Raw genomic sequence first — 20961 nt, forward strand, 5'->3', positions numbered from 1 at the left:
CTCACATGGGCGGCAACCGGGAAAACCGCGCACATACCCACACTCGGGGGTCACGGGACGGTACCGGTCGGACGGGATCGGCGGGTACCGTGGATCCGGCCCGGGACCACGGGAGGACATCGCAAGGAGCTTCAGGTGTTCAATGACATAGGCGCGCTTGAGCTGGTGACGATCATCGTCCTCGCCGTGCTCGTGTTCGGACCGGACAAGCTGCCGAAGGTCATCCAGGACGTGATGCGCACGGTCCGGAAGATCCGTGAGTTCTCGGAGAGCGCCAAGCACGACATCCGGCAGGAGCTCGGGCCCGAGTTCAAGGACTTCGAGTTCGAGGACCTGAACCCCAAGACGTTCATCCGCAAGCAGCTGGACAACGAGGACCTGGGGATCAAGGAGATCCGCAACGGCTTCGACCTGAAGAAGGAGATGGCCGAGGTCACGGACGCGGTCCACGGCCGTGACTCCGACTCGTCCGCCCCGTCGTCGGGTTCCTCCCCCTCCGGTGACCGCGTCGACATGAGCAAGCGGACGGAGCCCGCGGACCACCGCCCGCCGTTCGACGCCGACGCCACCTGAGCCCCTCGCGCGCCGCGTGGCGCCCCTCCCGCACGGCTTGAACACGTCTTCGGGCGCCCCACGCGCCGAGCGCATTCCCGGCTGCCCGGAGCGGTGTGGATATGCTGCCGAGTTGTTGTGCGGACCGTGGGCACATGAGCAACGCCGCCCGAAGGGGGGCGGGCGGACCCGGTCCGACGAGAGCGAGGAGGCGTCCGGGTACATGGAGACGACGAGTCGGTCGGTCGCGCAGACGCCGGCCGCGGAGGGCGGACAGCACGTCCCCTCCGCCCGGCGGGCGGTCGACGGCTACCTGCGAGCGTCCTTCCCGTGGTACGGCCTCGACGAGGCCTTCACGGGACCGCGCTGGCTGATGCAGGTCGGCACGGCGTCCGACGGGTCCGTGGAGCACGGGTCGATCGGGCACGGGGACGAGCCCTCGGTCCGGGCGGAGGCCACGGGCGAGGACCGGGAGCGGTTCGCGGTCGTGGTGACCGTCGCGGCGAACCCGGTGCGGCGCAGCCCGGACGGCACTGGGCTGCTGGAGGCCACCTCGGTCTCCTCCGCGGCCTGGCTGGCCGGTGTGGGGCTGCTGTCCTTCACCTGGCCCGGTCAGATGGACCACAGCCTGCGTGACGACTGGCTGGAGCAGCAGACCGAGACCGCGTGGGCGCTCGCCGACGACCTCGACGGGCCGGAGTGGTCGACGCTGAGCCTGCCCGTGGACGGGGTGCCGACGGCGTTCCACTACCGCGAGTCCGAGTTCGGCTGGGTCCTGGCCGGGTCGACCCGGCAGGGCGTGCACGTCGGGGCGTACGGCCGCGGGATGAGCGCGTACGGGCTCGGCTTCGCCGCGATCAAGGACATCGCCGTGTACGAGTAGGGCCACGCGACGGGAAAAGGGGCGCCGTCGTCTTCGGCGCCCCTTCTCCCACGAGGTCTCGTACTTCCCGCAGGGCCTCGTTCCGCGCTGCCCTGTCCGGCAGATTTCGCGCTGCCCCGTGCGGCGGGGTCCGGGCGGCCCCGTGCGGCGGGGTCCGCGCTGCCCCCGCCGGGCGTGCTCAGAACTTGTTCTTGGGGGTGATCCCCAGCGACAGGCCCGACAGACCGCGCTGGCGGCCGCCCAGCTTGCCCGCGATCGCGCGCAGCGCCGCGCCCGCCGGGGACTCGGGGTCTGTCAGCACGACCGGCCTGCCCTCGTCGCCGCCCTCGCGCAGCCGGACGTCGATCGGGATGGAGCCGAGGACGGGGACGTTCGTGCCCGTCGTGCGGGTCAGGCCGTCCGCGACCAGCTGACCGCCGCCGGTGCCGAAGACGTCGACCATCTCGTCGCAGTGCGGGCAGGGCAGACCGGACATGTTCTCGACCACGCCGACGATCTTCTGGTGGGTCTGCACGGCGATCGACCCGGCCCGCTCGGCCACCTCGGCGGCGGCCTGCTGCGGGGTCGTGACGACCAGGATCTCGGCGTTCGGGACGAGCTGGGCGACGGAGATCGCGATGTCGCCGGTGCCGGGCGGCAGGTCCAGGAGCAGGACGTCCAGGTCGCCCCAGTAGACGTCCGCGAGGAACTGCTGGAGAGCGCGGTGGAGCATCGGGCCGCGCCAGACGACGGGAGCGTTGCCCGGGGTGAACATGCCGATGGAGATGACCTTCACGCCGTTCGCCGACGGCGGCATGATCATGTTCTCGACCTGGGTGGGCCGTCCGTCGGCGCCCAGCATGCGGGGTACGGAGTGGCCGTAGATGTCGGCGTCGACCACGCCCACCTTCAGGCCGTCGGCCGCCATCGCCGCCGCCAGGTTGACCGTCACCGAGGACTTGCCGACGCCGCCCTTGCCGGAGGCGACCGCGTAGACGCGGGTCAGCGAGCCGGGCTTGGCGAAGGGCACCTCGCGCTCGGTCTGGCCGCCGCGCAGCGCCGCCGCCAGCTCCTTGCGCTGCTCGTCGCTCATCACGTCCAGCGTGACGTCGACGCGGGTGACGCCCTCGACGCGGGAGACCGCCTCGGTCACGCGCTGGGTGATCGTGTCGCGCATGGGACAGCCCGAGACCGTCAGGTACACGGTGACGGCGACCGTGCCGTCCGCCCCGATGTCCACCGACTTGACCATTCCCAGCTCGGTGATGGGTCGGTTGATCTCGGGGTCGTTCACCGTCGCCAGTGCCTCGCGCACCGCGTCTTCCGTAGCCATAGAGACGATGGTACGGCGCCGCACAGGGGCCCCGGAAAGCCCGTCAGCGGTCGTCTACGTCACGTCCCGCCGACCGATCTGCCGGGAATACGCGCGCTCCGTCCCCGCGCCCGTGCCGGTCGTCCCTGCCGTGGTGGCCGTCGGTGCGCTCCTCCAGCTCCCGCATCAGGTCCTGGAGCTCGGAGCGGATCCAGTCGCGGGTCGCCACCTCGCCGAGACCGATCCGCAGGGCGGCGACCTCCCGGGTCAGGTACTCGGTGTCCGCGATCGACCGCTCGTTCTGCTTGCGGTCCTGCTCCAGGTTGACCCGGTCGCGGTCGTCCTGGCGGTTCTGCGCGAGCAGGATCAGCGGGGCGGCGTAGGAGGCCTGGAGCGACAGCATCAGCGTCAGGAAGATGAACGGGTACTCGTCGAAGCGCAGCGCGGGCGGCGCGGAGACGTTCCACAGCACCCACGCGATGATGACGAAGGTCATCCAGACGATGAACCTGCCGGTGCCGAGGAAGCGCGCGATCCGCTCCGAGAGCCGCCCGAAGGCCTCCGGGTCCCACTCGGGCAGGAGCCGCGGCCGGGGCGGACGCGGCAGGTCCAGCCGGGCCCGGGGGCGGGCGGTCGCGGTGGCCCCGGCGGGCATCCGGTCGCGCTCGCGGACCTCCCGGGCCGTCTCCCGCTCAGGCGCCATGGGCGGCCGTCCCCTCGTCCAGGTGGAACTCGGTCTCCCGCCAGTCCTCCGGCAGCATGTGGTCCAGGACGTCGTCCACGGTGACCGCCCCCAGCAGCGACCCCGACTCGTCCACCACGGGTGCCGCCACCATGTCGTACGTGGCGAAGAACCCGGCGACCAGGGGCAGCGCGGCGTCCGGCGCGAGCGCCTGGAGGTCGTCCTCGACGAGCGAGCTGACCAGGGTGTACGGCGGGTCGCGCAGCAGCCGCTGGAAGTGCACGGTGCCCAGGTACTTGCCGGTGGGGGTTTCGTCGGGCGGGCGGCAGACGTAGACCTGGGCGGCGAGCGCGGGGGAGAGGTCGGGGTTGCGGACCCGGGCCAGCGCGTCGGCGACGGTGGCGTCCGGGCGCAGCACGATCGGCTCGGTGGTCATCAGACCGCCGGCCGTGTGCTCCTCGTACGACATCAGCCGGCGCATGTCGGCCGCGTCGGACGGCTGCATCAGGCTCAGCAGCCGCTCCTGCTCGTCCTTCGGCAGCTCGGCCAGCAGGTCCGCCGCGTCGTCCGGGTCCATGGCCTCCAGGACGTCGGCCGCGCGCTCGCCCTTCAGTTTCCCGAGGATCTCGATCTGGTCGTCCTCCGGCAGCTCCTCCAGGACGTCGGCGAGCCGGTCGTCGTCGAGGGCGGCGGCGACCTCCGCGCGGCGCTTGGGGGAGAGGTGGTGCAGCACGTTCGCCAGGTCGGCGGGGCGCAGCTGCTCGAAGGTGGCGAGCAGGTTCTCGGCGCCCTGCCCGTGCTCCTCCAGGGAGAAGCCGGTGACCGCCGACCACTCGACGGTCAGCGTCTCGCCCTTGGCCCGGCGGAAGGCACCGCCCTTGCGCCCCTTCCGGACGAACACCCGGTCGATCTCCCAGTCGCGCCGGGCCGGGAGCTGCTGCACCGACAGGTCCAGCACGGTGACCTCCTCGCCGGTCTCGACGAGGGTGACGCGCCGGTCCAGCAGCTCGCCGAAGACGAGCCGTTCGGTGGGGCGCTGCTCGAACCGCCGGACGTTGAGCACGCCGGTGGTGATGACCTGGCCGGACTCGATGCCGGTGACCCGGGTCATGGGCAGGAAGATGCGGCGGCGGGTGGCGAGTTCGACGACCAGGCCGAGCAGCCGCGGGGGCCGCCGGGCGACCCGCAGCATCACGACGAGGTCCCGCACCCGGCCCACCTGGTCGCCGGTGGGGTCGAAGACGGCGATCCCCGCGAGATGCGAGACGAAGATCCGGGGAGCGACCCCTGCCATGTTCCGCACCTCCGCTTCCGTCCCGCCCGGTGGTGTCCGGGTTGCCCGTTCGGGTGGGCTTCAGGCTAGCCCGTCCGGATCGGATACGCCCTGGTGAGCGGTCCGTACGGTCCGGCTCCGCCGGGACCTTCGCACCCCGGTACCCTGCGGTACGCCGACCGGAACGCCGTGAGAAAGGCAGCGCCACCTGTGACCGCGATTCCCCTGGGCCGTACCCGCCGGGCCACGCTGGTGAGGGCGCTGTGCGCGCTGGCCGCGACGGCGGTGGGTCTGACGGGGTGCAGCAGCGAGGACCCGGACGCGGGCACCAACGGGGTGGGCAAGCTGCCCCCCGAGAAGATCCAGGCCAGGACGCTGGCGGCCGCGAAGGCGGCGGGGGCGGTACGGCTGTCCGGGACCGTGGTCACCAGCGGACGCACCTACAAGCTCGACATGCGGCTGAAGGACGACGGCGGCACCGGGTCGGTCACCGCGCAGGGCGCGTCGTTCGAACTGCTGCGGATCGGGGAGCAGCTCTACCTGAAGGCGGACACGGCCTTCTGGAACCCGGAGGGCGGCGCGGGCGGGACCGGGGACGCCGCCGCGGACAAGCTCGGCGGCAAGTACGTCAAGGTGCCCGAGGGCGACCCCTCCTACCAGCGGTTCAGCGGCTTCACCGACAAGGACGTGCTCCTGGACAGCCTGCTCACCCTGCACGGCACCCTGGAGACCGACGGCCGTCACGAGCGGTCCGGGGTGCGCACCGTCCGCATCACCGGGGACCAGGGCTCCGGCGGCACCCTCGACGTCTCCCTGGAGGGCACGCCGTACCCCCTGCGCCTGGTCCGCGGCGGCGGCGCCGGCACCCTGACGTTCTCCGCCTGGGGCAAGGACTTCCCCCTCGCCGAGCCGGCGAAGAGCGAGACGGTCGACTACGGCAAGCAGCTGCCGACGTCGTAGGGGAGCGGCCCGGGGGCCCCGGTGGGTCTACGTCCGCTTGCGCCGCTTGAGCAGCAGCCGCGGCAGCGCGGCGGGGATCGCCCGGCGGGTCGTCGCCGGACTGGGCAGCGGCGCCTCGGCCAGCGAGCCGTCGGGCAGCGGCAGCGTCCCACCCGTCGGTTCCAGCCGGAGCACCCGGCACTCGCGGCGCCAGCGCTCGGTCATCGCCTCGCCGTCGGGGGCGTTGAGCCGCTTGCCCTTCAGCTCGGCGACCGCGGCCTCCCACGCCTCGGACCCCGGGGCCGGCTCCACGACGGCCGCCGTCCAGACCACCACCCGGCCGCCCTTGTCCTTGCTGCGCACCGTCACCTCGGCCGTGACGCCGTCGGCCAGCCCGGCCAGCGGCTGCTCGCCCGGCCCGTCGCCGACCACGCAGGCGGCGCCGTCGTGCCAGACGTGCCACAGCGCGCGGGCGGGCACACCCGGTGCCTTCACCCAGACGAGGCCGGACTTCTTGGTGGCCTCCTCGACGAGGGCCCGGTCGAGCAGCTCGGTTGTCATGGGCCCCAGCCTATCGAGGCGGGGTCACGGCCGTCCGGCGCGCTGCGGGCGGCTCAGAGCCAGCCGTTGCGCTTCAGCGTGCGGTGGATGCCGAAACAGATCATCGCGGTGATGCCGAGCACCATCGGGTAGCCGAACCTCCACCGCAGCTCCGGCATGTAGTCGAAGTTCATCCCGTACACCCCGCACACCATCGTCGGTACGGCGATGATCGCGGCCCACGAGGTGATCTTCCGCATGTCCTCGTTCTGCGCCACGGACGCCTGGGCCAGGTTGGCCTGGAGGATGGAGTTCAGCAGCTCGTCGAAGCCCATGACCTGCTCCTGCACCCGGGCCAGGTGGTCGGCGACGTCCCGGAAGTACTTCTGGATGTCCGGGTCGATCAGCCGCATGGGCCGCTCGCTCAGCAGCTGGAGCGGCCGCACCAGCGGCGACACCGCGCGCTTGAACTCCAGCACCTCGCGCTTGAGTTGGTAGATCTGCCCGGCGTCGGTGCCGCGCGGGGTGCCCTTGCGGCCCGGCGAGAAGACCTCGGTCTCCACCTCCTCGATGTCGTCCTGCACCGCGTCGGCGACGGCGATGTACCCGTCGACGACGTGGTCGGCGATGGCGTGCAGCACCGCCGAGGGCCCCTTGGACAGCAGCTCCGGGTCGTCCTGGAGCCGGTGCCGCAGCCCGCGCAGCGAACCCTGGCCGCCGTGCCGGACGGTGATGAAGAAGTCCTGGCCGGTGAAGCACATCACCTCGCCGGTCTCCACCACCTGGCTGTTGGCGGTCAGCTCGTCGTGCTCGACGTAGTGGATCGTCTTGAAGACGGTGAAGAGGGAGTCGTCGTAGCGCTCCAGCTTGGGCCGCTGGTGGGCCTGCACGGCGTCCTCCACGGCCAGCGGGTGCAGCCCGAACTCCCTGGCGATCCCGGCGAATTCGGACTCGGTCGGCTCGTGCAGCCCGATCCAGGCGAAGCCTCCGTCGCGGCGGACCAGCCGCATCGCCTCCTGCGGCGCGAGCGTCCCGGGCGTCTGCACCCGGGCGCCGTCGCGGTAGACGGCGCAGTCGACGACGGCGGAGGAGGTCGCCGGGTCGCGGGTGGTGTCGTAGCCGCCGGTGTCCTTGCGCAGCGCGGGGCGGGACGGGCGGACGGCGGCGCGCAGGTCGCGAATCATCGACATGGGCAGGCTCCTTCGCAACGGGCAACGAAAGACCGCCGACGACGGGTGGAACTACCCGGAATGAGGACGTTGTTTTCACTGCGGATGTTTGGCACGTCCACAAAGCGGGGAGCACCGCACCGTCGCGGTGGCGAGCTTCGCTACTGAGTCAGCTGCTGATGCAGACCAGACAGAACAGACAGATCAGGTACAGCGAAACGAAGTGCTCTTCCGGGTGACCCGGACGAAGACGCGTATGCGAGAGGCGGCAGCCAGCCAGAGCCAGAGCAGCTACATCAGCGGCCGGAAGAGCGGGTGGTACTGCACGGTCGACTTCGATCCATGACAGCCCCACCTCCTCCGGCCGGTCCCTGGTGAGGGACGATCCCAACCCCCTAGAGGGTTCCCGTGGCGTCGGGACTTGACTCGCACGCTTGACCCGTGCTGCCCGACCACCGGCCAAGAGTATCAGCCGACTGAAGTGTCAAGGCGCTGCTTTGCCTGGTGCTGACGAGTTCTATGCTCGCCGCATGGCTGATGTTCTCCCTTTGGTCGAAGCCCGGTTGCGCAGCGCGCTGGGTGAGCCGGACGCCCGCGCCGCGGTCACCTTCCTCGGCACGGACCGCATCGAGGTGCTGCGCTTCCAGGAGGGGGACATCGTCCGCTACGCCACCCTCGGCATGTCCGCCCAGCCCATGACCGACCCCACGGCGATGCTCGCCGATCCGGTGAAGGGCCCCCGTGTCGAGCTGGTGCTCTCCGTGCGCGCCGGGCTCGCCGACACCGACAAGGTGCTCCGCCCGCTCGCCGTGCTCGCCGCGTCCCCGCAGGTCGAGGGAGTGGTCGTGGCCCCCGGTGCCTCCCTGGACGTGGGCGATCCGCTGTGGCCCGGTGCCCCCTTCACCTCCGTGCTGGTCGCCGAGCCGGGCGGTCTGGTGGAGGACCTGGAGCTGGACGCGCCGATGGACCCCGTGCGGTTCCTGCCGCTGCTGCCGATGACCCCCAACGAGGCGGCCTGGAAGCGGGTGCACGGCGCCCAGGCCCTCCAGGAGCGCTGGCTGAACCACGGGACGGACCTGCGCGATCCGCGGCGCGCGTCCGTTCCGCTCGGGTGACCCGACCCGCCAACCCCGGTCCGGGGCGGACCGGTTGGCACACGCCGGCGGCTCCGTCGCGCACCCCCCGGCGCCCCGGCCCCGGCGCCGGACGCACCGGCACCGGGCGGCACCGGGTTTCCGCCCGGACGGGTGATCGTCCTTGACGTGACGCGGCGGGGGTAGGACCGTGGGGCCCTATGAGGGGCGAACCCAGTTGCCCGAAGTGCGGTGGCCGGGTCAGGGCGCCCGGACTCTTCGCCGACTCCTGGCAGTGCGATGTCCACGGCGCGGTGTACCCGCTGCAGCCCGTGGTCCCGCCCAGCGTCGAGGCCCTCGCCGTCGTGGTGCGTCGCGCGCAGGTGCCGGTGTGGATGCCGTGGCCCCTGCCGATCGGCTGGCTCTACACGGGTGTGCTCTGCGCGGGTGACGACCGCAGCGGCGGGCGCGCCACCGCTCTGGCCTGCTCGGGACCGAGCCCGCTGGGCGGTGCCGGCGAGCTGATCCTGGTGGCGGAGGAGCTGGGTGTCGGGCTCGGCGCGCGCTACGCGGGCGTCGACGGACCCGATCCCGGACCGTACGTCGACGTCGAGAAACCGCCGCAGGCCAAGGTGCTCGCCGCCGGCCGGCCCACCCCGCTCTGGCATGTCACCGGCACGCCGGACGACCGCGCGGTGTTCGCCGGCGAGGCGCTCGGGCTGTGGCTGTGGGCCGTGGCCTGGCCGGAGCAGTCGGGGCTGCTGATGTACGACGAGCTGGTGCTGACGGATCTGCGGGACGCGGGCGCGGAGATGGAGCTCGTCCCCTGCGGGGCGCTGTCGCCGCGGTTGCTCTCACCGTAGCCCCGCGGGGTGCCGGCGAGCACGGTCCTCGGGGTGAGCGGTGTCACCCGGCTGTAAAGGGCGCATCCCGGTTGCGGGTGTGACAGGGGGGTCCCGATTCCCGTTATCCTTGGGTGTCCCCACTCATCCTTGGGTGTCCCACCTGTCCGTGACCGCCTGGAGTTCGCGTCGTGCGCATAGACCTGCACAGCCACTCCACGGCGTCCGACGGCACGGACACCCCGGCCGAACTGGTGCGCGAGGCCGCCGCGGCAGGGCTCGACGTGGTCGCGCTGACCGACCACGACACCACCCGCGGGCACGCCGAGGCGATCGCCGCCCTGCCGCCGGGGCTGACCCTGGTCACCGGGGCCGAGCTGTCCTGCCGTGTCGACGGGATCAGCATGCACATGCTGGCCTACCTGTTCGATCCGGAGGAGCCCGCCCTGCTCGCCGAGCGGGAACTGGTGCGCGACGACCGGGTGCCGCGCGCCAAGGGCATGATCGCCCGGCTGAACGAGCTGGGCGTGCCCGTCACCTGGGAGCAGGTCGCGCGGATCGCCGGGGACGGTTCCGTGGGGCGGCCGCACGTCGCCTCCGCCCTCGTCGAGCTGGGCGTCGTGGCCACCGTGAGCGACGCGTTCACCCAGGACTGGCTCGCCGACGGCGGCCGGGCGTACGTCGAGAAGCACGAGACCGACCCCTTCGAGGCCATCCGGCTCGTCAAGGGCGCGGGCGGGGTCACCGTCTTCGCGCACCCCGGGGCCGCCAAGCGCGGCCGCACGGTGCCGGAGTCCACGATCGCCGAGCTGGCCGCCGCCGGCCTGGACGGCATCGAGGTCGACCACATGGACCACGACCCGGACACCCGGGCGCGGCTGCGCGGCCTGGCCAAGGAGCTCGGGCTGCTCGTCACCGGTTCCAGCGACTACCACGGCAGCCGCAAGACGTGTGTGCTCGGCGAGTACACGACCGACCCCGAGGTGTACGGGGAGATCACCCGGCGGGCGACCGGGGCGTTCCCCGTGCCGGGGACCGGCGGAGCGATCTGAGGGCGCGGTTCGCCGCCCCGCTCCACCACTGCGTTCGCCCCCCTTCTCCCTTTCAGCGCAAGGCCTTCAGCACTCCCATGTTCGACATCGCCGTCTTCGGCTCCCTGTTCCTGACCCTTTTTGTCATCATGGATCCCCCTGGGATCACCCCGATCTTTCTCGGCCTGACCGCCGGGCGGCCCGCCAAGGTGCAGAAGCGGATGGCCTTGCAGGCCGTCTGCGTGGCCGGCGGAGTCATCACCGTCTTCGGCGTCCTCGGCCACCAGATCCTCGACTACCTGCACGTGTCGGTGCCGGCGCTGATGATCGCGGGCGGGCTGCTGCTCCTGCTGATCGCGCTCGACCTGCTCACCGGCAAGACCGACGAGCCCAAGCAGACCAAGGACGTCAACGTGGCCCTCGTGCCGCTGGGCATGCCGCTGCTGGCCGGTCCGGGCGCGATCGTGTCCGTCATCCTCGCCGTGCAGAAGGCCGACAGCGTCGGCCTGCAGGTGTCGGTGTGGATGGCGATCCTCGCCATCCACGTCGTGCTGTGGCTGGTGATGCGCTACTCGCTGCTGATCATCCGCGTCATCAAGGACGGCGGTGTGGTGCTGGTGACCCGGCTGGCGGGCATGATGCTGTCCGCGATTGCGGTACAGCAGATCATCAACGGCGTGACCCAGGTGATCCAGGGAAGCTGAGCACCGCGGGCGGTCTCCGGCGCCTGAGGGGTGCCGGGCGCCGTGGATGGTGCGAGGTCCGTGAAGGGTGCCGAGCGCCCGCGGACGGTGCCGAGCGCCCGTGAAGGGCGCCCAGTGCCCGTGGATGCGACAGAGCCCCGTACGGCTGTCATGCCGTACGGGGCCCTCAAGCATCTGGGTTATGAAGCCGGGGTCTCGGCCGGGCGGATCCACAGGCGCTGGCCGATCGCGGCGGCCTGCTGAACGATCCGGTTGACGGAGGCGGCGTCCACGACGGTGGTGTCCACGGGGGTACCGTCGACGTCGTCGAGTCGCAGAATCTCGAAGCGCATGGCTTCTCCCTTCGTCTGGTCATCCTCCCTGAGGAGAACTACTGGGGTGGGTGTCCCACGAAGCGACGGTGCCCCGTGTTCCATACGGATGCAACGCGGTGTCTGTTACAAACATTCCCTACGCTAAAGAAATTTTTCGAACAACTAATTACTGACGGGTAAGCGTCCTCTCCTGTGACCTTCCGGGACCGACCGGGAGCGGTTGTGTTCACACCGTGACGAACTGGACAATGGAACCGATGAACGACGACCTCTCGGCGCTGGCCGACCGCCTCGACCGAACGAACGAGCTGCTCCAGCGGATGCTCGCCGAGGTGGCGAAGACGCCCTCCACCCACGCGATCTTCGTCGACGCCGGTTACCTCTACGCGGCGGCGGGGCGCCTCGTCGCCGGCACCGAGGACCGGCGGGCGTTCGACCTCGACGCCGAAGGGCTGATCGACGCCCTGATCGACCGGGCCCGCACCGTCTTCGCCGACAGCCGGCTGCTGCGCGTCTACTGGTACGACGGTGCCCGGCGCCGCATCCACACCGCCGAGCAGCAGACCATCGCCGAACTGCCCGACGTGAAGGTCCGCCTCGGCAACCTCAACGCCAACAACCAGCAGAAAGGCGTCGACTCCCTGATCAGGACCGACCTGGAGTCCCTGGCCCGGCACCGCGCCATCAGCGACGCGGCCCTGCTCGGCGGCGACGAGGACCTGGTGTCGGCCGTGGAGGCGGCGCAGGGGTACGGCGCGCGGGTGCACCTGTGGGGCATCGAGGCACCCGAAGGGCGCAACCAGGCCGAACCGCTGCTCTGGGAGGTCGACAGCCAGCGCACCCTCGACCTCGACTTCTTCAAGCCGTACGTCTCCCGCCGCACCGCCCCCGCCTACGACGCCACGGCCGCCGCCCGGCCCACCCGGGAGGACGTCCGCTTCGCCGGTGCGCAGATCGCGGCGAAATGGCTGTCCGCGCGGGGCCGTGAGGCGCTGGTCGAGCTGATGCCCGGCCACCCCTACCTGCCCGGCTCGGTCGACCAGGACCTGCTGGTCGAGGCGGAAGGCATCCTCCAGTACTCCCTGCGCGGCCAGGCCGACCTGCGCCGGGCACTGCGGGACGGGTTCTGGGACCACCTCCAGTCGCAGTACTAGGTGAGCGGTCCGCGGAGGCTGGTGACGTTCCCTCCGGACAGCGCGCCTAGCGTGCCCGGTGACGGTCCCAGAAGTCGGCCACCGCGCGGGCGGTCACCAGCGGCCGGTCCAGGTTCGGCGAGTGCTCGGCGCCCGTCACCACCGTGCGGTGCGCGCCGAGCCGCGACGCCATCTCGTCCAGCAGCGGCACCGGCCAGGTCCCGTCCCGCACGCCGGACAGCACGTGGAACGGCAGCGGCACGGCGGCCAGCTCGTCCACCCGGTCCGGCTCCGTGCACAACTGCTGCCCGGTGGCGGCCAGCTGCGCCGGCGAGTGCCCGAGCCAGCGGCGGCGCAAATGCTCCGGGCCGCCCAGGCCCCGGGCCGGGCCGCCCACGTCCTCCGGGTCGCCCATCGCCAGGATCGCCTCCCACACCCGGTCCATCGGCATCACGGCCAGCGCGTCCCGCAGCAGCTTCACCCGGTCCCGCTGTGCCGCGGAGATCTCCGCGGGACCGGAGCAGACGAGGGTGAGGGAGGCGAAGGGCGAGGGATCGAGGAGCACGGCCGCGCGGGCGATCTGCCCGCCGAGGGAGTGCCCGAGGAGATGCACCGGGGCACCCGCGTCGAGCGCCGCGGCCTGCGCCAGCACGTCCCGTGCCAACTCGCGCTGCGCGTACGCGGTTTCGTCGTCCAGCGGCCCCTTCGACTCGAACTGCCCGCGGCCGTCCACCGCGACCGTCCGGTACCCGCGCGCGGCCAGCGGCTCATGCATGAGGTGGAAGTCCTCCTTGCTGCCGGTGAAGCCGGGCAGCAGCAGGGCGACGCCGCGCTGCTCGACACCCGGCGGCGCGGGCACGTCCACCACGGCGAAGTCGCCGCGGTCGGTGCGGAGTCGGCAGGCGCGGGCGCCGGGGGGCGGGGCGAGAGGAGCGGGGCCGGTCACGGGGGGAGGGTAGCGGGGACGACGACGGCCCGGTCCCACCTGGGTGAGGTGGGGCCGGGCCGTCGCGTGGTGCCTGCCGGTCAGCTCTCCGCGGGCTCCGTGGCCTTGGCCGCCGTCGCCTTGCGGGTGCGCTTGGGCTTGGCCTCCGCGTCGGCCTCCGTGGTGGCCTGGGCCGGGATCTCGGCGGTGGGGCTCGCCGCGGTCTTGCGGGTGCGGCGGGTCGTGGGCTTGGCCTCGGTGCCCTCGGCGGTGTCGGCCGCGGCTTCCGCCTTGGCCGCGGTGGCCTTGCGGGTGCGCTTCGGCTTCGCCTCGGTCTCCGTCTCGGTCGCGGGCTCCGTGGCCTTGGCCGCCGCGGTCTTCCGGGTGCGCTTCGGCTTCGCCTCGGGTTCCGGGGCCTCCGCCGCGGCCGGGGCCTCGGCGGTGGGGCTCGCCGCGGTCTTGCGGGTGCGGCGGGTCGTGGGCTTGGCCTCGGTGCCCTCGGCGGTGTCGGCCGCGGCCTCCGCCTTCGCCGCCGTCGCCTTGCGGGTGCGCTTGGGCTTGGCCTCCGCGTCGGCCTCCGTGGTGGCCTGGGCCGGGATCTCGGCGGTGGGGCTCGCCGCGGTCTTGCGGGTGCGGCGGGTCGTGGGCTTGGCCTCGGTGCCCTCGGCGGTGTCGGCCGCGGCCTCCGCCTTCGCCGCCGTCGCCTTGCGGGTGCGCTTCGGCTTCGCCTCGGCCTCCGCCTCGGTCACGACCGGCGCCCCGGCGGGCTCGACCGCCTTGCGCGTCCGGCGCGTCCTCGGCCCGGCCTCGGCGGCCTCGGCCGTCTCCACGGCGGTGACCTCGGGGGCCTCGGCCGGCTCGACGGCCTTGCGGGTCCGGCGGGTGCGGGGCTTGGCCTCCACCGCCTCGGCGGTGTCGGCAGCCGTCTCCTCCGGCGCGGTCGCCGCGGCCTTGCGGGTGCGCGTGCGCTGGGGCTTGGCCGCCGGCTCCGGGGCCTCCGCGGGCGCGGTCCGTGACTCCGGCTCCGGCACGGCGGTCGTGGCCGGCTCGGCGGTCGTCACGACCGCGGGAGCCGTCACGGGCTCGGCCGTCGCCACCGACGTGGCCGTCGCGGTCGTCGCCGTCTCGGCGGACCGGCGCGTGCGGCGGCGGCGCGGCTTCGCCGGCGTCTCGGGCGCGTCCAGCGGTCCCGGGCCCTCGGCGGTGGTCACCGCGGCCTCGGCGGACTCGGTGGCGGGGGCCGCCACCTCGACCGTCGCGGTCGTCGCCGGCTGCTCCGCCGGGGCGCCGCCGCGGGTGCGGCGACGGCGGCGCGGGGTGCGCGGCGCGGTCACCGGCTCGGCGGCGTCGACGGCCGGGGTCTCCGGCGCGGTGGTGCCGGACGGCGCCTGCGCGGCCGGGTCGAGCGGGGCTCCGCCACGCGTACGCCGGCGGCGGCGCGGCGTGCGCTCCGAGCGCTCGCGGTCGGCCGGGCGGGACGCCTCGCCGCCGTCCCGGCGGCCGCTCCGGCCCCCACGTCCGCGGTTGCGGCCGCCACCCGGCTCGCCCAGGTCCTCCAGCTCCTCGGCGTCGAGCCCGGCGCGGGTGCGCTCCGCGCGCGGCAGGACGCCCTTGGTGCCGGCCGGGATGCCGAGGTCCTCGAAGAGGTGCGGGGAGGTGGAGTACGTCTCCACCGGGTCGTGGAAGTCCAGCTGGAGCGCCTTGTTGATCAGCTGCCAGCGCGGGATGTCGTCCCAGTCGACGAACGTGATCGCCGTGCCCTTGGCGCCCGCGCGGCCGGTGCGGCCGACGCGGTGCAGGTACGTCTTCTCGTCCTCGGGCGACTGGTAGTTGATGACGTGGGTGACGCCCTCGACGTCGATGCCGCGCGCGGCGACGTCGGTGCACACCAGGACGTCGACCTTGCCGTTGCGGAAGGCGCGCAGCGCCTGCTCGCGGGCGCCCTGGCCGAGGTCGCCGTGGACCGCGCCGGCCGCGAAGCCGCGGCGCTGGAGCTGCTCGGCGATGTCGGCGGCCGTGCGCTTGGTGCGGCAGAAGATCATCGCCAGTCCGCGGCCCTCGGCCTGGAGGATGCGGGCGACCATCTCCGGCTTGTCCATGGAGTGCCCGCGGTAGACGAACTGCTTGATGTTCGCGACCGTGGCGCCCTCGTCGTCCGGCGCCGTGGCGCGGATGTGCGTGGGCCGGTTCATGTACCGGCGGGCCAGGCCGATGACCGCGCCCGGCATGGTCGCCGAGAACAGCATGGTCTGGCGCTTGGCCGGGAGCATGTTGATGATCTTCTCGACATCGGGCAGGAAGCCCAGGTCGAGCATCTCGTCGGCCTCGTCCAGCACGAGCGCCTTGACGTGGCTCAGGTCCAGCTTCTTCTGGCCCGCGAGGTCGAGCAGCCGGCCCGGGGTGCCGACGACCACGTCGACGCCCTTCTTCAGGGCCTCCACCTGGGGCTCGTACGCCCGGCCGCCGTAGATCGCGACGACGCGCACGTTGCGCACCTTGCCCGCGGTCAGCAGGTCGTTGGTGACCTGGGTGCACAGCTCGCGCGTGGGGACGACGACGAGCGCCTGCGGCGCGTCGGTCAGGTCCTCGGGCCGGGCGCGGCCGGCCTCCACGTCGGCGGGGACGGTGACGCGCTCGAGGAGCGGAAGGCCGAAGCCCAGCGTCTTGCCGGTGCCGGTCTTGGCCTGGCCGATGACGTCCGTGCCGGCGAGGGCGACGGGGAGGGTCATCTCCTGGATGGGGAACGGGGTGACGATGCCGACGGCTTCCAGGGCCTCGGCGGTCTCGGGGAGGATCCCGAGCTCTCGGAACGTCGTAGTCAGGGTGCTGCCTCTTCTGTGTGGGCGGTGCGAGGCGAGCGCGGGGGGTCGTGTCAGACCGTGCCGGGGACGTCGGCTGCCTTACGGGCGGGCCGTGGGGCACGGGACCGCGCCGACGCTCTAGCGCTCGTACCGCTGAGGGTTCCCTCCGATCGTCGTACGCGTGGTGCCGTACGGTCAGGGAGAGCTGTCGGGTCGGAGCCGATCGGGCCACCGACCGGGCATCCTCATACGTGCGGCCTGTCGAGGCACGGCGGAATCAGCCGACGTACCAGCAGGCGCATTACCACCATACCCCGGATTCGCGCACATGCGATGGCCGATTCGGTCACGTAGTCGTCGTCACAGTCGACGGCGCGGTCATCGCGCGGTCCTCTCCCGGTCATCGGGCGGTCCTCGCCCGGTCGTCGAACGGCCGGCGTCGGGCCGGCGCGCGGTCAGCCGGGTGGTCCCGCGCGTCGTCGTGGTCACAGTGAATGACCAGGGACTTCCCCGGCGCGGTGGGCGGGCTATTGTGCGCTTCATGACGAGCTCTGACAACCCCGCGCACGCCGCCGAGACCCCCGAAGCCGCCGCCCCCACCGGCGTCGCCGCCCAGGACTGGGCGACGGCCTCCGCCGACCCGCACTACCGGGCGGCGGTCGTGGACCTGCTGGGCGCGCTCGCGTACGGGGAGCTCGCCGCGTTCGAGCGGCTCGCGGAGGACGCCAAGCTGGCGCCGACCCTGGCGGACAAGGCGGAGCTGGCGAAGATGGCGTCGGCCGAGTTCCACCACTTCGAGCGGCTGCGCGGCCGGCTCACGGAGATCGGCGAGGAACCCACCGCAGCCATGGAGCCGTTCGTCGCCGCGCTGGACGGCTTCCACAAGCAGACCGCGCCCTCGGACTGGCTGGAGGGCCTCGTCAAGGCCTACGTCGGCGACTCGATCGCCAGCGACTTCTACCGCGAGGTGGCGGCCCGGCTGGACTCCGACACCCGGGAGCTGGTGCTGGCCGTGCTCGACGACACCGGGCACGCCGAATTCGCCGTCGAGAAGGTGCGGGCCGCCATCGACGCCGACCCGCGCGTGGGCGGGCGGCTCGCGCTGTGGGCGCGACGGCTGATGGGAGAGGCCCTGTCGCAGTCGCAGCGGGTGGTCGCGGAGCGCGACGCGCTGTCGACGATGCTGGTGGGCGGGGTCGCCGACGGCTTCGACCTGGCCGAGGTCGGCCGGATGTTCTCCCGGATCACCGAGGCGCACACCAAGCGGATGGCGGCGCTGGGACTGGCCGCCTAGGAGGAGCCGCCCGCACGGTGGCCGTCACCGTCCGCCAGGGTGGTCCCGGTCGTGCCCGTGCGGCTCGTTCCGGTGCCTTCGCCGTCGCCGTCGCCGTGGGCGGGTCCGGGCCCGGCGGCGGCTCAGGCCGTCGCCGAGTGCCGGCGGAGTCTTCCCGCCGGGCGCAGCAGCAGCGACAGCGAGGCGACGCAGACCACGGCGGCCCCGACGAGCGCCAGCAGGAAGCCCCCGGCGTCCAGGGCGCTACGGGCGACGAAGGCGCCGAAGAGCGCACCGGCGACACCGGTCGACAGCACCAGGGGGCGCGCCGGGAGGCGGTGCGGCAGCCGATGGGCGTACGCCCACGCCAGGACGAGGCCGAGGATCGCGGAGCTGAAGGCTTCCAAGAGCATGTAAGGGTCCTCCCACCTGACCGTCCTGCCCTAACGGTTACCGCCCGTCCTACCCCTGACCTGCGGAATGCAATCCTCCCCTTTGGGCGACTTATGTCCGTCCCCGCGGGCGGCGCCCACGCCGCGCCGGGCACATACGGCGTCCAGGCCGTACTGGGCACCTACGGCGCCGACCCCGCCCCGGGCACGTACGGCGCGCACGTCATGCCCGGCGTGTACGGCGGCCGTCGCGCCGGCGTGCGCACGCAGACGCCGGCGCTCACGCACGAGGGCACGCACGTCGGCGCACCCACGAGGGCGAGGGCGCGCACAACACGACGGCCCGCCGGGTGCTCCCACCCGGCGGGCCGTCGATTCCGTACTCGGTTCGCCGCCTAGAGCGCGCCGAAGCCCACCTTGCGCGGTGCCGGCTCGCCCAGCTCCACGTAGGCCAGGCGGTCGGCCGGGATGAGGACCTTGCGGCCGTGCTCGTCCACGAGGCTCAGCAGCTGCGACTTGCCGGCCAGCGCCTCGGCCACCACCCGCTCGACCTCCTCGGCACTCTGACCGCTCTCCAGAACGATCTCGCGGGGCGCGTGCTGCACGCCGATCTTGACCTCCACGGCTATGTCCCTCCGAACGGTCAGTGTTGCGCGGGCGTCCGCGCCGTACCCAGCACACATTAGCCCGGTGAGGGGACCCGCACGCTCCACGCGAGAACGCCATGAGCGAACAGCCGCCGGGAACAAACGGGCCCCCGCCCGCGGTGTCAGTGCTGCTGCTCGCTGTGGTGCAGCGGGAAGCCCGCGATGCCTCGCCAGGCGAGCGACGCCAGCAGCTGCACCGCCTGGTCGCGCGGCACGCTGCGGTCGCTGTGCAGCCAGGAACGCGCCACCACCTGGGCGAGCCCGCCCAGTCCCGAGGCCAGCAGCATCGACTCCGCGCGGGAGAGCCCGGTGTCCTCGGCGATGACGTCGCAGATCGCCTCCGCGCACTCGTTGGTGACCTTGTCGACGCGCTCGCGCACGGCGGGTTCGTTCGTCAGGTCCGACTCGAACACCAGGCGGAACGCGCCGCCGTCGTCCTCGACGTAGGCGAAGTACGCGTCCATCGTCGCCCGTACGCGCTGCTTGTTGTCCGTGGTCGACGCCAGGGCGCTGCGCACGGCCTGGATCAGCGACTCGCAGTGCTGGTCCAGCAGTGCGAGGTACAGGTCGAGCTTGCCCGGGAAGTGCTGGTAGAGCACCGGCTTGCTGACGCCGGCGCGCTCGGCGATGTCGTCCATCGCGGCCGCGTGGTAGCCCTGTGCCACGAAGACTTCCTGGGCGGCGCCCAGCAGCTGGTTCCGTCGGGCACGGCGCGGCAGGCGCGTACCCCGCGGGCGTGCCGCCTCTGTCTGCTCGATGGCTGTCACGCCGCCTCCCAAAATCGTCCACATGCGGTGTGCGCCGCGCCGCCATCGTACTTTTCGGTAACCGTGTCGTGCGCGGTGCGAGCGCAGAATTTCACGGACCGGACGGTGACGAAAGCCGCGCAAAAGTTTCGAACAATCGCGGAGCGGGCAAAAAACGGCCCCGCTCCTGCTCAGCGGCGCCCGGCGCGGGGTCCGGGCGCTGGTGGCCGGCCCCGCAGGGGCGCGGGGGCCGCCCTCCGGCCGGCCCCCCGCGCCCGCGCGGCCGTCACCGGTAGTCGTCCTCGTCGAGGGCGACCACCCGGGCCTGCTCGACGAGATCGGCCTCGTTCGCCCGGTCGGGGTTCACCCCGGTCAGCGGGTCGTCGCGGTCCGGCTTCACCTCTGCGTGCTGCTCCGCCGCGTCGACCTCGGGCGCCTCGACGCCGAACTCCCTCACTTCGTCGCCGTCGCCGTTGTCGAAGGTCTCGGGGTCGGTCGGATCTACGGCCATGGTGGGCTCCCTTCCTACGAACGTCCCTGGGGAAAACAGGGGCCACACGCGGGTGCCCTCTGTACGAGCCTAGGAGACACCCGATCCGGACGCTATGCGATCCGCGTCCGGATCGTCACACCACGCGCACCGGCAACCCGCTCACCTCCGCGGGGGTGACCTGCCGGGGTGGCTTGCCGAAACGACTCTGCGTCTGTGACGGCGAACACACGAATCACGACGTGATCACCTCGTAACATTGCCGCATGTCTTCGACCGAGCCCGCCTTCGTGCCGCCCGCCAACGTGCTCCCGAAGGTGGCGCCCGTCCGGGTCGCGGAGGGCGAGCGGCTGCGGTCGGTCCAGCTCCCGGGGATCACCCTCACCGTCCGCTCCCGGCCGCCCGCGCGCGAAGGGCTGCCGCCGGCGCTCTACGTCCACGGCCTCGGCGGCTCCTCGCAGAACTGGTCGGCGATGATGCCGCTGCTCGACGACATCGTCGACAACGAGGCCCTCGACCTGCCGGGCTTCGGCGACTCGCCACCCCCGGACGACGGCGACTACTCGGTCACCGGGCACGCGCGCGCGGTGATCCGCTACCTCGACGCGTCCGGCCGCGGCCCCGTGCACCTCGTCGGCAACTCCCTCGGCGGAGCGATCACCACCCGGGTCGCCGCGGTACGGCCCGACCTCGTGCGCACGCTGACCCTGGTCTCGCCCGCGCTGCCCGAACTGCGGGTCCAGCGCAGCGCCGTCCCGACGGGGCTGCTGGCGCTGCCCGGGGTGGCCGCGCTGTTCACCCGGTACACCAGGGGCTGGACGGCGGAGCAGCGGGTCCGCGGCGTCATGGCGCTCTGCTACGGCGACCCCACGCGGGTGTCGCCCGAGGGCTTCCGCAACGCGGTCGAGGAGATGGAGCGGCGGCTGCGGCTGCCGTACTTCTGGGACGCGATGGCACGCTCCGCGCGCGGGATCGTCAACGCGTACACCCTCGGCGGACAGCACGCGCTGTGGCGCCAGGCCGAACGGGTGCTCGCGCCGACCCTGCTGGTCTACGGCGGGCGCGACCAGCTCATCGGCTTCCGCATGGCCCAGAAGGCGGCGCGCACCTTCCGTGACTCCCGTCTGGTGACCCTGCCGGACGCCGGGCACGTGGCGATGATGGAGTATCCGGAGACGGTGGCCGGGGCGTTCCGGGACCTGCTGGCCGACCAGGCCGCGCGTGGTGCCGCCGGGACCGTGAGTGCGGGGAGCTGAGAGAC

General features: G+C 72.7%; 22 protein-coding genes. 10 read left to right on the forward strand and 12 right to left on the reverse strand.

Annotated elements, in window-relative coordinates:
- The first annotated feature begins 135 nt into the window (after positions 1 to 135).
- Positions 136 to 573, forward strand: coding sequence for a sec-independent translocase (locus tag SGLAU_RS21810; protein ID WP_043503895.1), 438 nt, complete (start codon positions 136 to 138; stop codon positions 571 to 573).
- A 202-nt stretch (positions 574 to 775) separates the two neighbouring features.
- Positions 776 to 1435, forward strand: a complete 660-nt coding sequence (locus tag SGLAU_RS21815; protein ID WP_043503896.1) for a hypothetical protein — start codon at positions 776 to 778, stop codon at positions 1433 to 1435.
- 178 nt (positions 1436 to 1613) lie between these two features.
- On the opposite strand, the gene SGLAU_RS21820 is transcribed toward SGLAU_RS21815, so the two are convergent.
- From SGLAU_RS21820 to SGLAU_RS21830, 3 genes are read right to left on the reverse strand one after another with little or no spacing between them, the layout of a single operon-like run.
- On the reverse strand, positions 1614 to 2747 hold the full coding sequence (locus SGLAU_RS21820; protein ID WP_043503897.1) for an Mrp/NBP35 family ATP-binding protein: 1134 nt from the start codon (positions 2745 to 2747) through the stop codon (positions 1614 to 1616).
- Between the two features lie 43 nt (positions 2748 to 2790).
- The gene (locus SGLAU_RS21825) at positions 2791 to 3429 is read right to left on the reverse strand and encodes a DUF1003 domain-containing protein (RefSeq protein ID WP_043503900.1); all 639 of its coding nucleotides are present in this window, start codon (positions 3427 to 3429) and stop codon (positions 2791 to 2793) included.
- Positions 3419 to 4702: a magnesium transporter MgtE N-terminal domain-containing protein gene (locus SGLAU_RS21830; RefSeq protein ID WP_043506892.1), complete on the reverse strand. Its 1284-nt coding sequence runs from the start codon at positions 4700 to 4702 to the stop codon at positions 3419 to 3421. The genes SGLAU_RS21825 and SGLAU_RS21830 overlap by 11 nt, the downstream gene beginning before the upstream one ends.
- Positions 4703 to 4891: 189 nt before the next feature.
- On the opposite strand from SGLAU_RS21830, the gene SGLAU_RS21835 reads away from it, so the two are divergent.
- The gene (locus SGLAU_RS21835; protein ID WP_208868931.1) at positions 4892 to 5641 is read left to right on the forward strand and encodes a hypothetical protein; all 750 of its coding nucleotides are present in this window, start codon (positions 4892 to 4894) and stop codon (positions 5639 to 5641) included.
- A 27-nt stretch (positions 5642 to 5668) separates the two neighbouring features.
- Here SGLAU_RS21835 and SGLAU_RS21840 read toward each other — a convergent pair whose 3' ends face one another.
- On the reverse strand, positions 5669 to 6181 hold the full coding sequence (locus tag SGLAU_RS21840) for a hypothetical protein (RefSeq protein ID WP_043503901.1): 513 nt from the start codon (positions 6179 to 6181) through the stop codon (positions 5669 to 5671).
- Between the two features lie 53 nt (positions 6182 to 6234).
- Positions 6235 to 7350 (reverse strand): magnesium and cobalt transport protein CorA, encoded by a 1116-nt coding sequence (locus tag SGLAU_RS21845; RefSeq protein WP_043503902.1) that lies wholly within the window; start codon positions 7348 to 7350, stop codon positions 6235 to 6237.
- Between the two features lie 509 nt (positions 7351 to 7859).
- Between SGLAU_RS21845 and SGLAU_RS21850 the strand changes: the two genes are divergently transcribed.
- The 4 genes from SGLAU_RS21850 to SGLAU_RS21865 all read left to right on the forward strand — a co-directional run bounded on the left by SGLAU_RS21850 (position 7860) and on the right by SGLAU_RS21865 (position 10979).
- Complete coding sequence (locus SGLAU_RS21850; protein ID WP_043503903.1) at positions 7860 to 8444, forward strand: suppressor of fused domain protein; 585 nt, start codon at positions 7860 to 7862, stop codon at positions 8442 to 8444.
- A gap of 179 nt (positions 8445 to 8623) precedes the next feature.
- Positions 8624 to 9265 (forward strand): DUF6758 family protein, encoded by a 642-nt coding sequence (locus SGLAU_RS21855; protein ID WP_043503905.1) that lies wholly within the window; start codon positions 8624 to 8626, stop codon positions 9263 to 9265.
- A gap of 170 nt (positions 9266 to 9435) precedes the next feature.
- Positions 9436 to 10296, forward strand: coding sequence for a PHP domain-containing protein (locus SGLAU_RS21860; protein ID WP_043503906.1), 861 nt, complete (start codon positions 9436 to 9438; stop codon positions 10294 to 10296).
- 77 nt (positions 10297 to 10373) lie between these two features.
- Positions 10374 to 10979, forward strand: coding sequence for a MarC family protein (locus SGLAU_RS21865; RefSeq protein ID WP_043503907.1), 606 nt, complete (start codon positions 10374 to 10376; stop codon positions 10977 to 10979).
- A 179-nt stretch (positions 10980 to 11158) separates the two neighbouring features.
- On the opposite strand, the gene SGLAU_RS35715 is transcribed toward SGLAU_RS21865, so the two are convergent.
- Positions 11159 to 11311 (reverse strand): hypothetical protein, encoded by a 153-nt coding sequence (locus SGLAU_RS35715; protein WP_086173025.1) that lies wholly within the window; start codon positions 11309 to 11311, stop codon positions 11159 to 11161.
- A 230-nt stretch (positions 11312 to 11541) separates the two neighbouring features.
- Between SGLAU_RS35715 and SGLAU_RS21870 the strand changes: the two genes are divergently transcribed.
- A complete protein-coding gene (locus SGLAU_RS21870; protein WP_099052847.1) occupies positions 11542 to 12447 on the forward strand; it encodes an NYN domain-containing protein in 906 nt (301 codons plus the stop codon).
- 46 nt (positions 12448 to 12493) lie between these two features.
- Here SGLAU_RS21870 and SGLAU_RS21875 read toward each other — a convergent pair whose 3' ends face one another.
- Together SGLAU_RS21875 and SGLAU_RS21880 are read right to left on the reverse strand one after the other, a co-directional pair.
- A complete protein-coding gene (locus SGLAU_RS21875) occupies positions 12494 to 13372 on the reverse strand; it encodes an alpha/beta fold hydrolase (RefSeq protein WP_043503909.1) in 879 nt (292 codons plus the stop codon).
- Positions 13373 to 13452: 80 nt separating this feature from the next.
- Positions 13453 to 16080, reverse strand: coding sequence for a DEAD/DEAH box helicase (locus tag SGLAU_RS21880; protein WP_043503910.1), 2628 nt, complete (start codon positions 16078 to 16080; stop codon positions 13453 to 13455).
- 604 nt (positions 16081 to 16684) lie between these two features.
- Here SGLAU_RS21880 and SGLAU_RS21885 point away from each other — a divergent pair.
- A complete protein-coding gene (locus SGLAU_RS21885) occupies positions 16685 to 17446 on the forward strand; it encodes a ferritin-like fold-containing protein (RefSeq protein WP_043503911.1) in 762 nt (253 codons plus the stop codon).
- A 122-nt stretch (positions 17447 to 17568) separates the two neighbouring features.
- Here the strand turns inward: SGLAU_RS21885 and SGLAU_RS21890 are convergent, their stop codons facing one another.
- The 4 genes from SGLAU_RS21890 to SGLAU_RS21910 all read right to left on the reverse strand — a co-directional run bounded on the left by SGLAU_RS21890 (position 17569) and on the right by SGLAU_RS21910 (position 19721).
- Positions 17569 to 17838, reverse strand: coding sequence for a hypothetical protein (locus tag SGLAU_RS21890; RefSeq protein WP_043503914.1), 270 nt, complete (start codon positions 17836 to 17838; stop codon positions 17569 to 17571).
- 374 nt (positions 17839 to 18212) lie between these two features.
- Positions 18213 to 18440 (reverse strand): DUF3107 domain-containing protein, encoded by a 228-nt coding sequence (locus SGLAU_RS21900; RefSeq protein ID WP_043503917.1) that lies wholly within the window; start codon positions 18438 to 18440, stop codon positions 18213 to 18215.
- A gap of 146 nt (positions 18441 to 18586) precedes the next feature.
- A complete protein-coding gene (locus SGLAU_RS21905) occupies positions 18587 to 19231 on the reverse strand; it encodes a TetR/AcrR family transcriptional regulator (protein ID WP_043503918.1) in 645 nt (214 codons plus the stop codon).
- Positions 19232 to 19496: 265 nt separating this feature from the next.
- Entirely contained in the window at positions 19497 to 19721 is a 225-nt protein-coding gene (locus SGLAU_RS21910; RefSeq protein WP_043503920.1) for a hypothetical protein, read from the reverse strand.
- Between the two features lie 245 nt (positions 19722 to 19966).
- Between SGLAU_RS21910 and SGLAU_RS21915 the strand changes: the two genes are divergently transcribed.
- Positions 19967 to 20956, forward strand: coding sequence for an alpha/beta fold hydrolase (locus tag SGLAU_RS21915; RefSeq protein WP_043503921.1), 990 nt, complete (start codon positions 19967 to 19969; stop codon positions 20954 to 20956).
- Positions 20957 to 20961: the final 5 nt, after the last annotated feature.

It is taken from the genome of Streptomyces glaucescens, from assembly GCF_000761215.1.
Taxonomy (GTDB): domain Bacteria; phylum Actinomycetota; class Actinomycetes; order Streptomycetales; family Streptomycetaceae; genus Streptomyces; species Streptomyces glaucescens_B.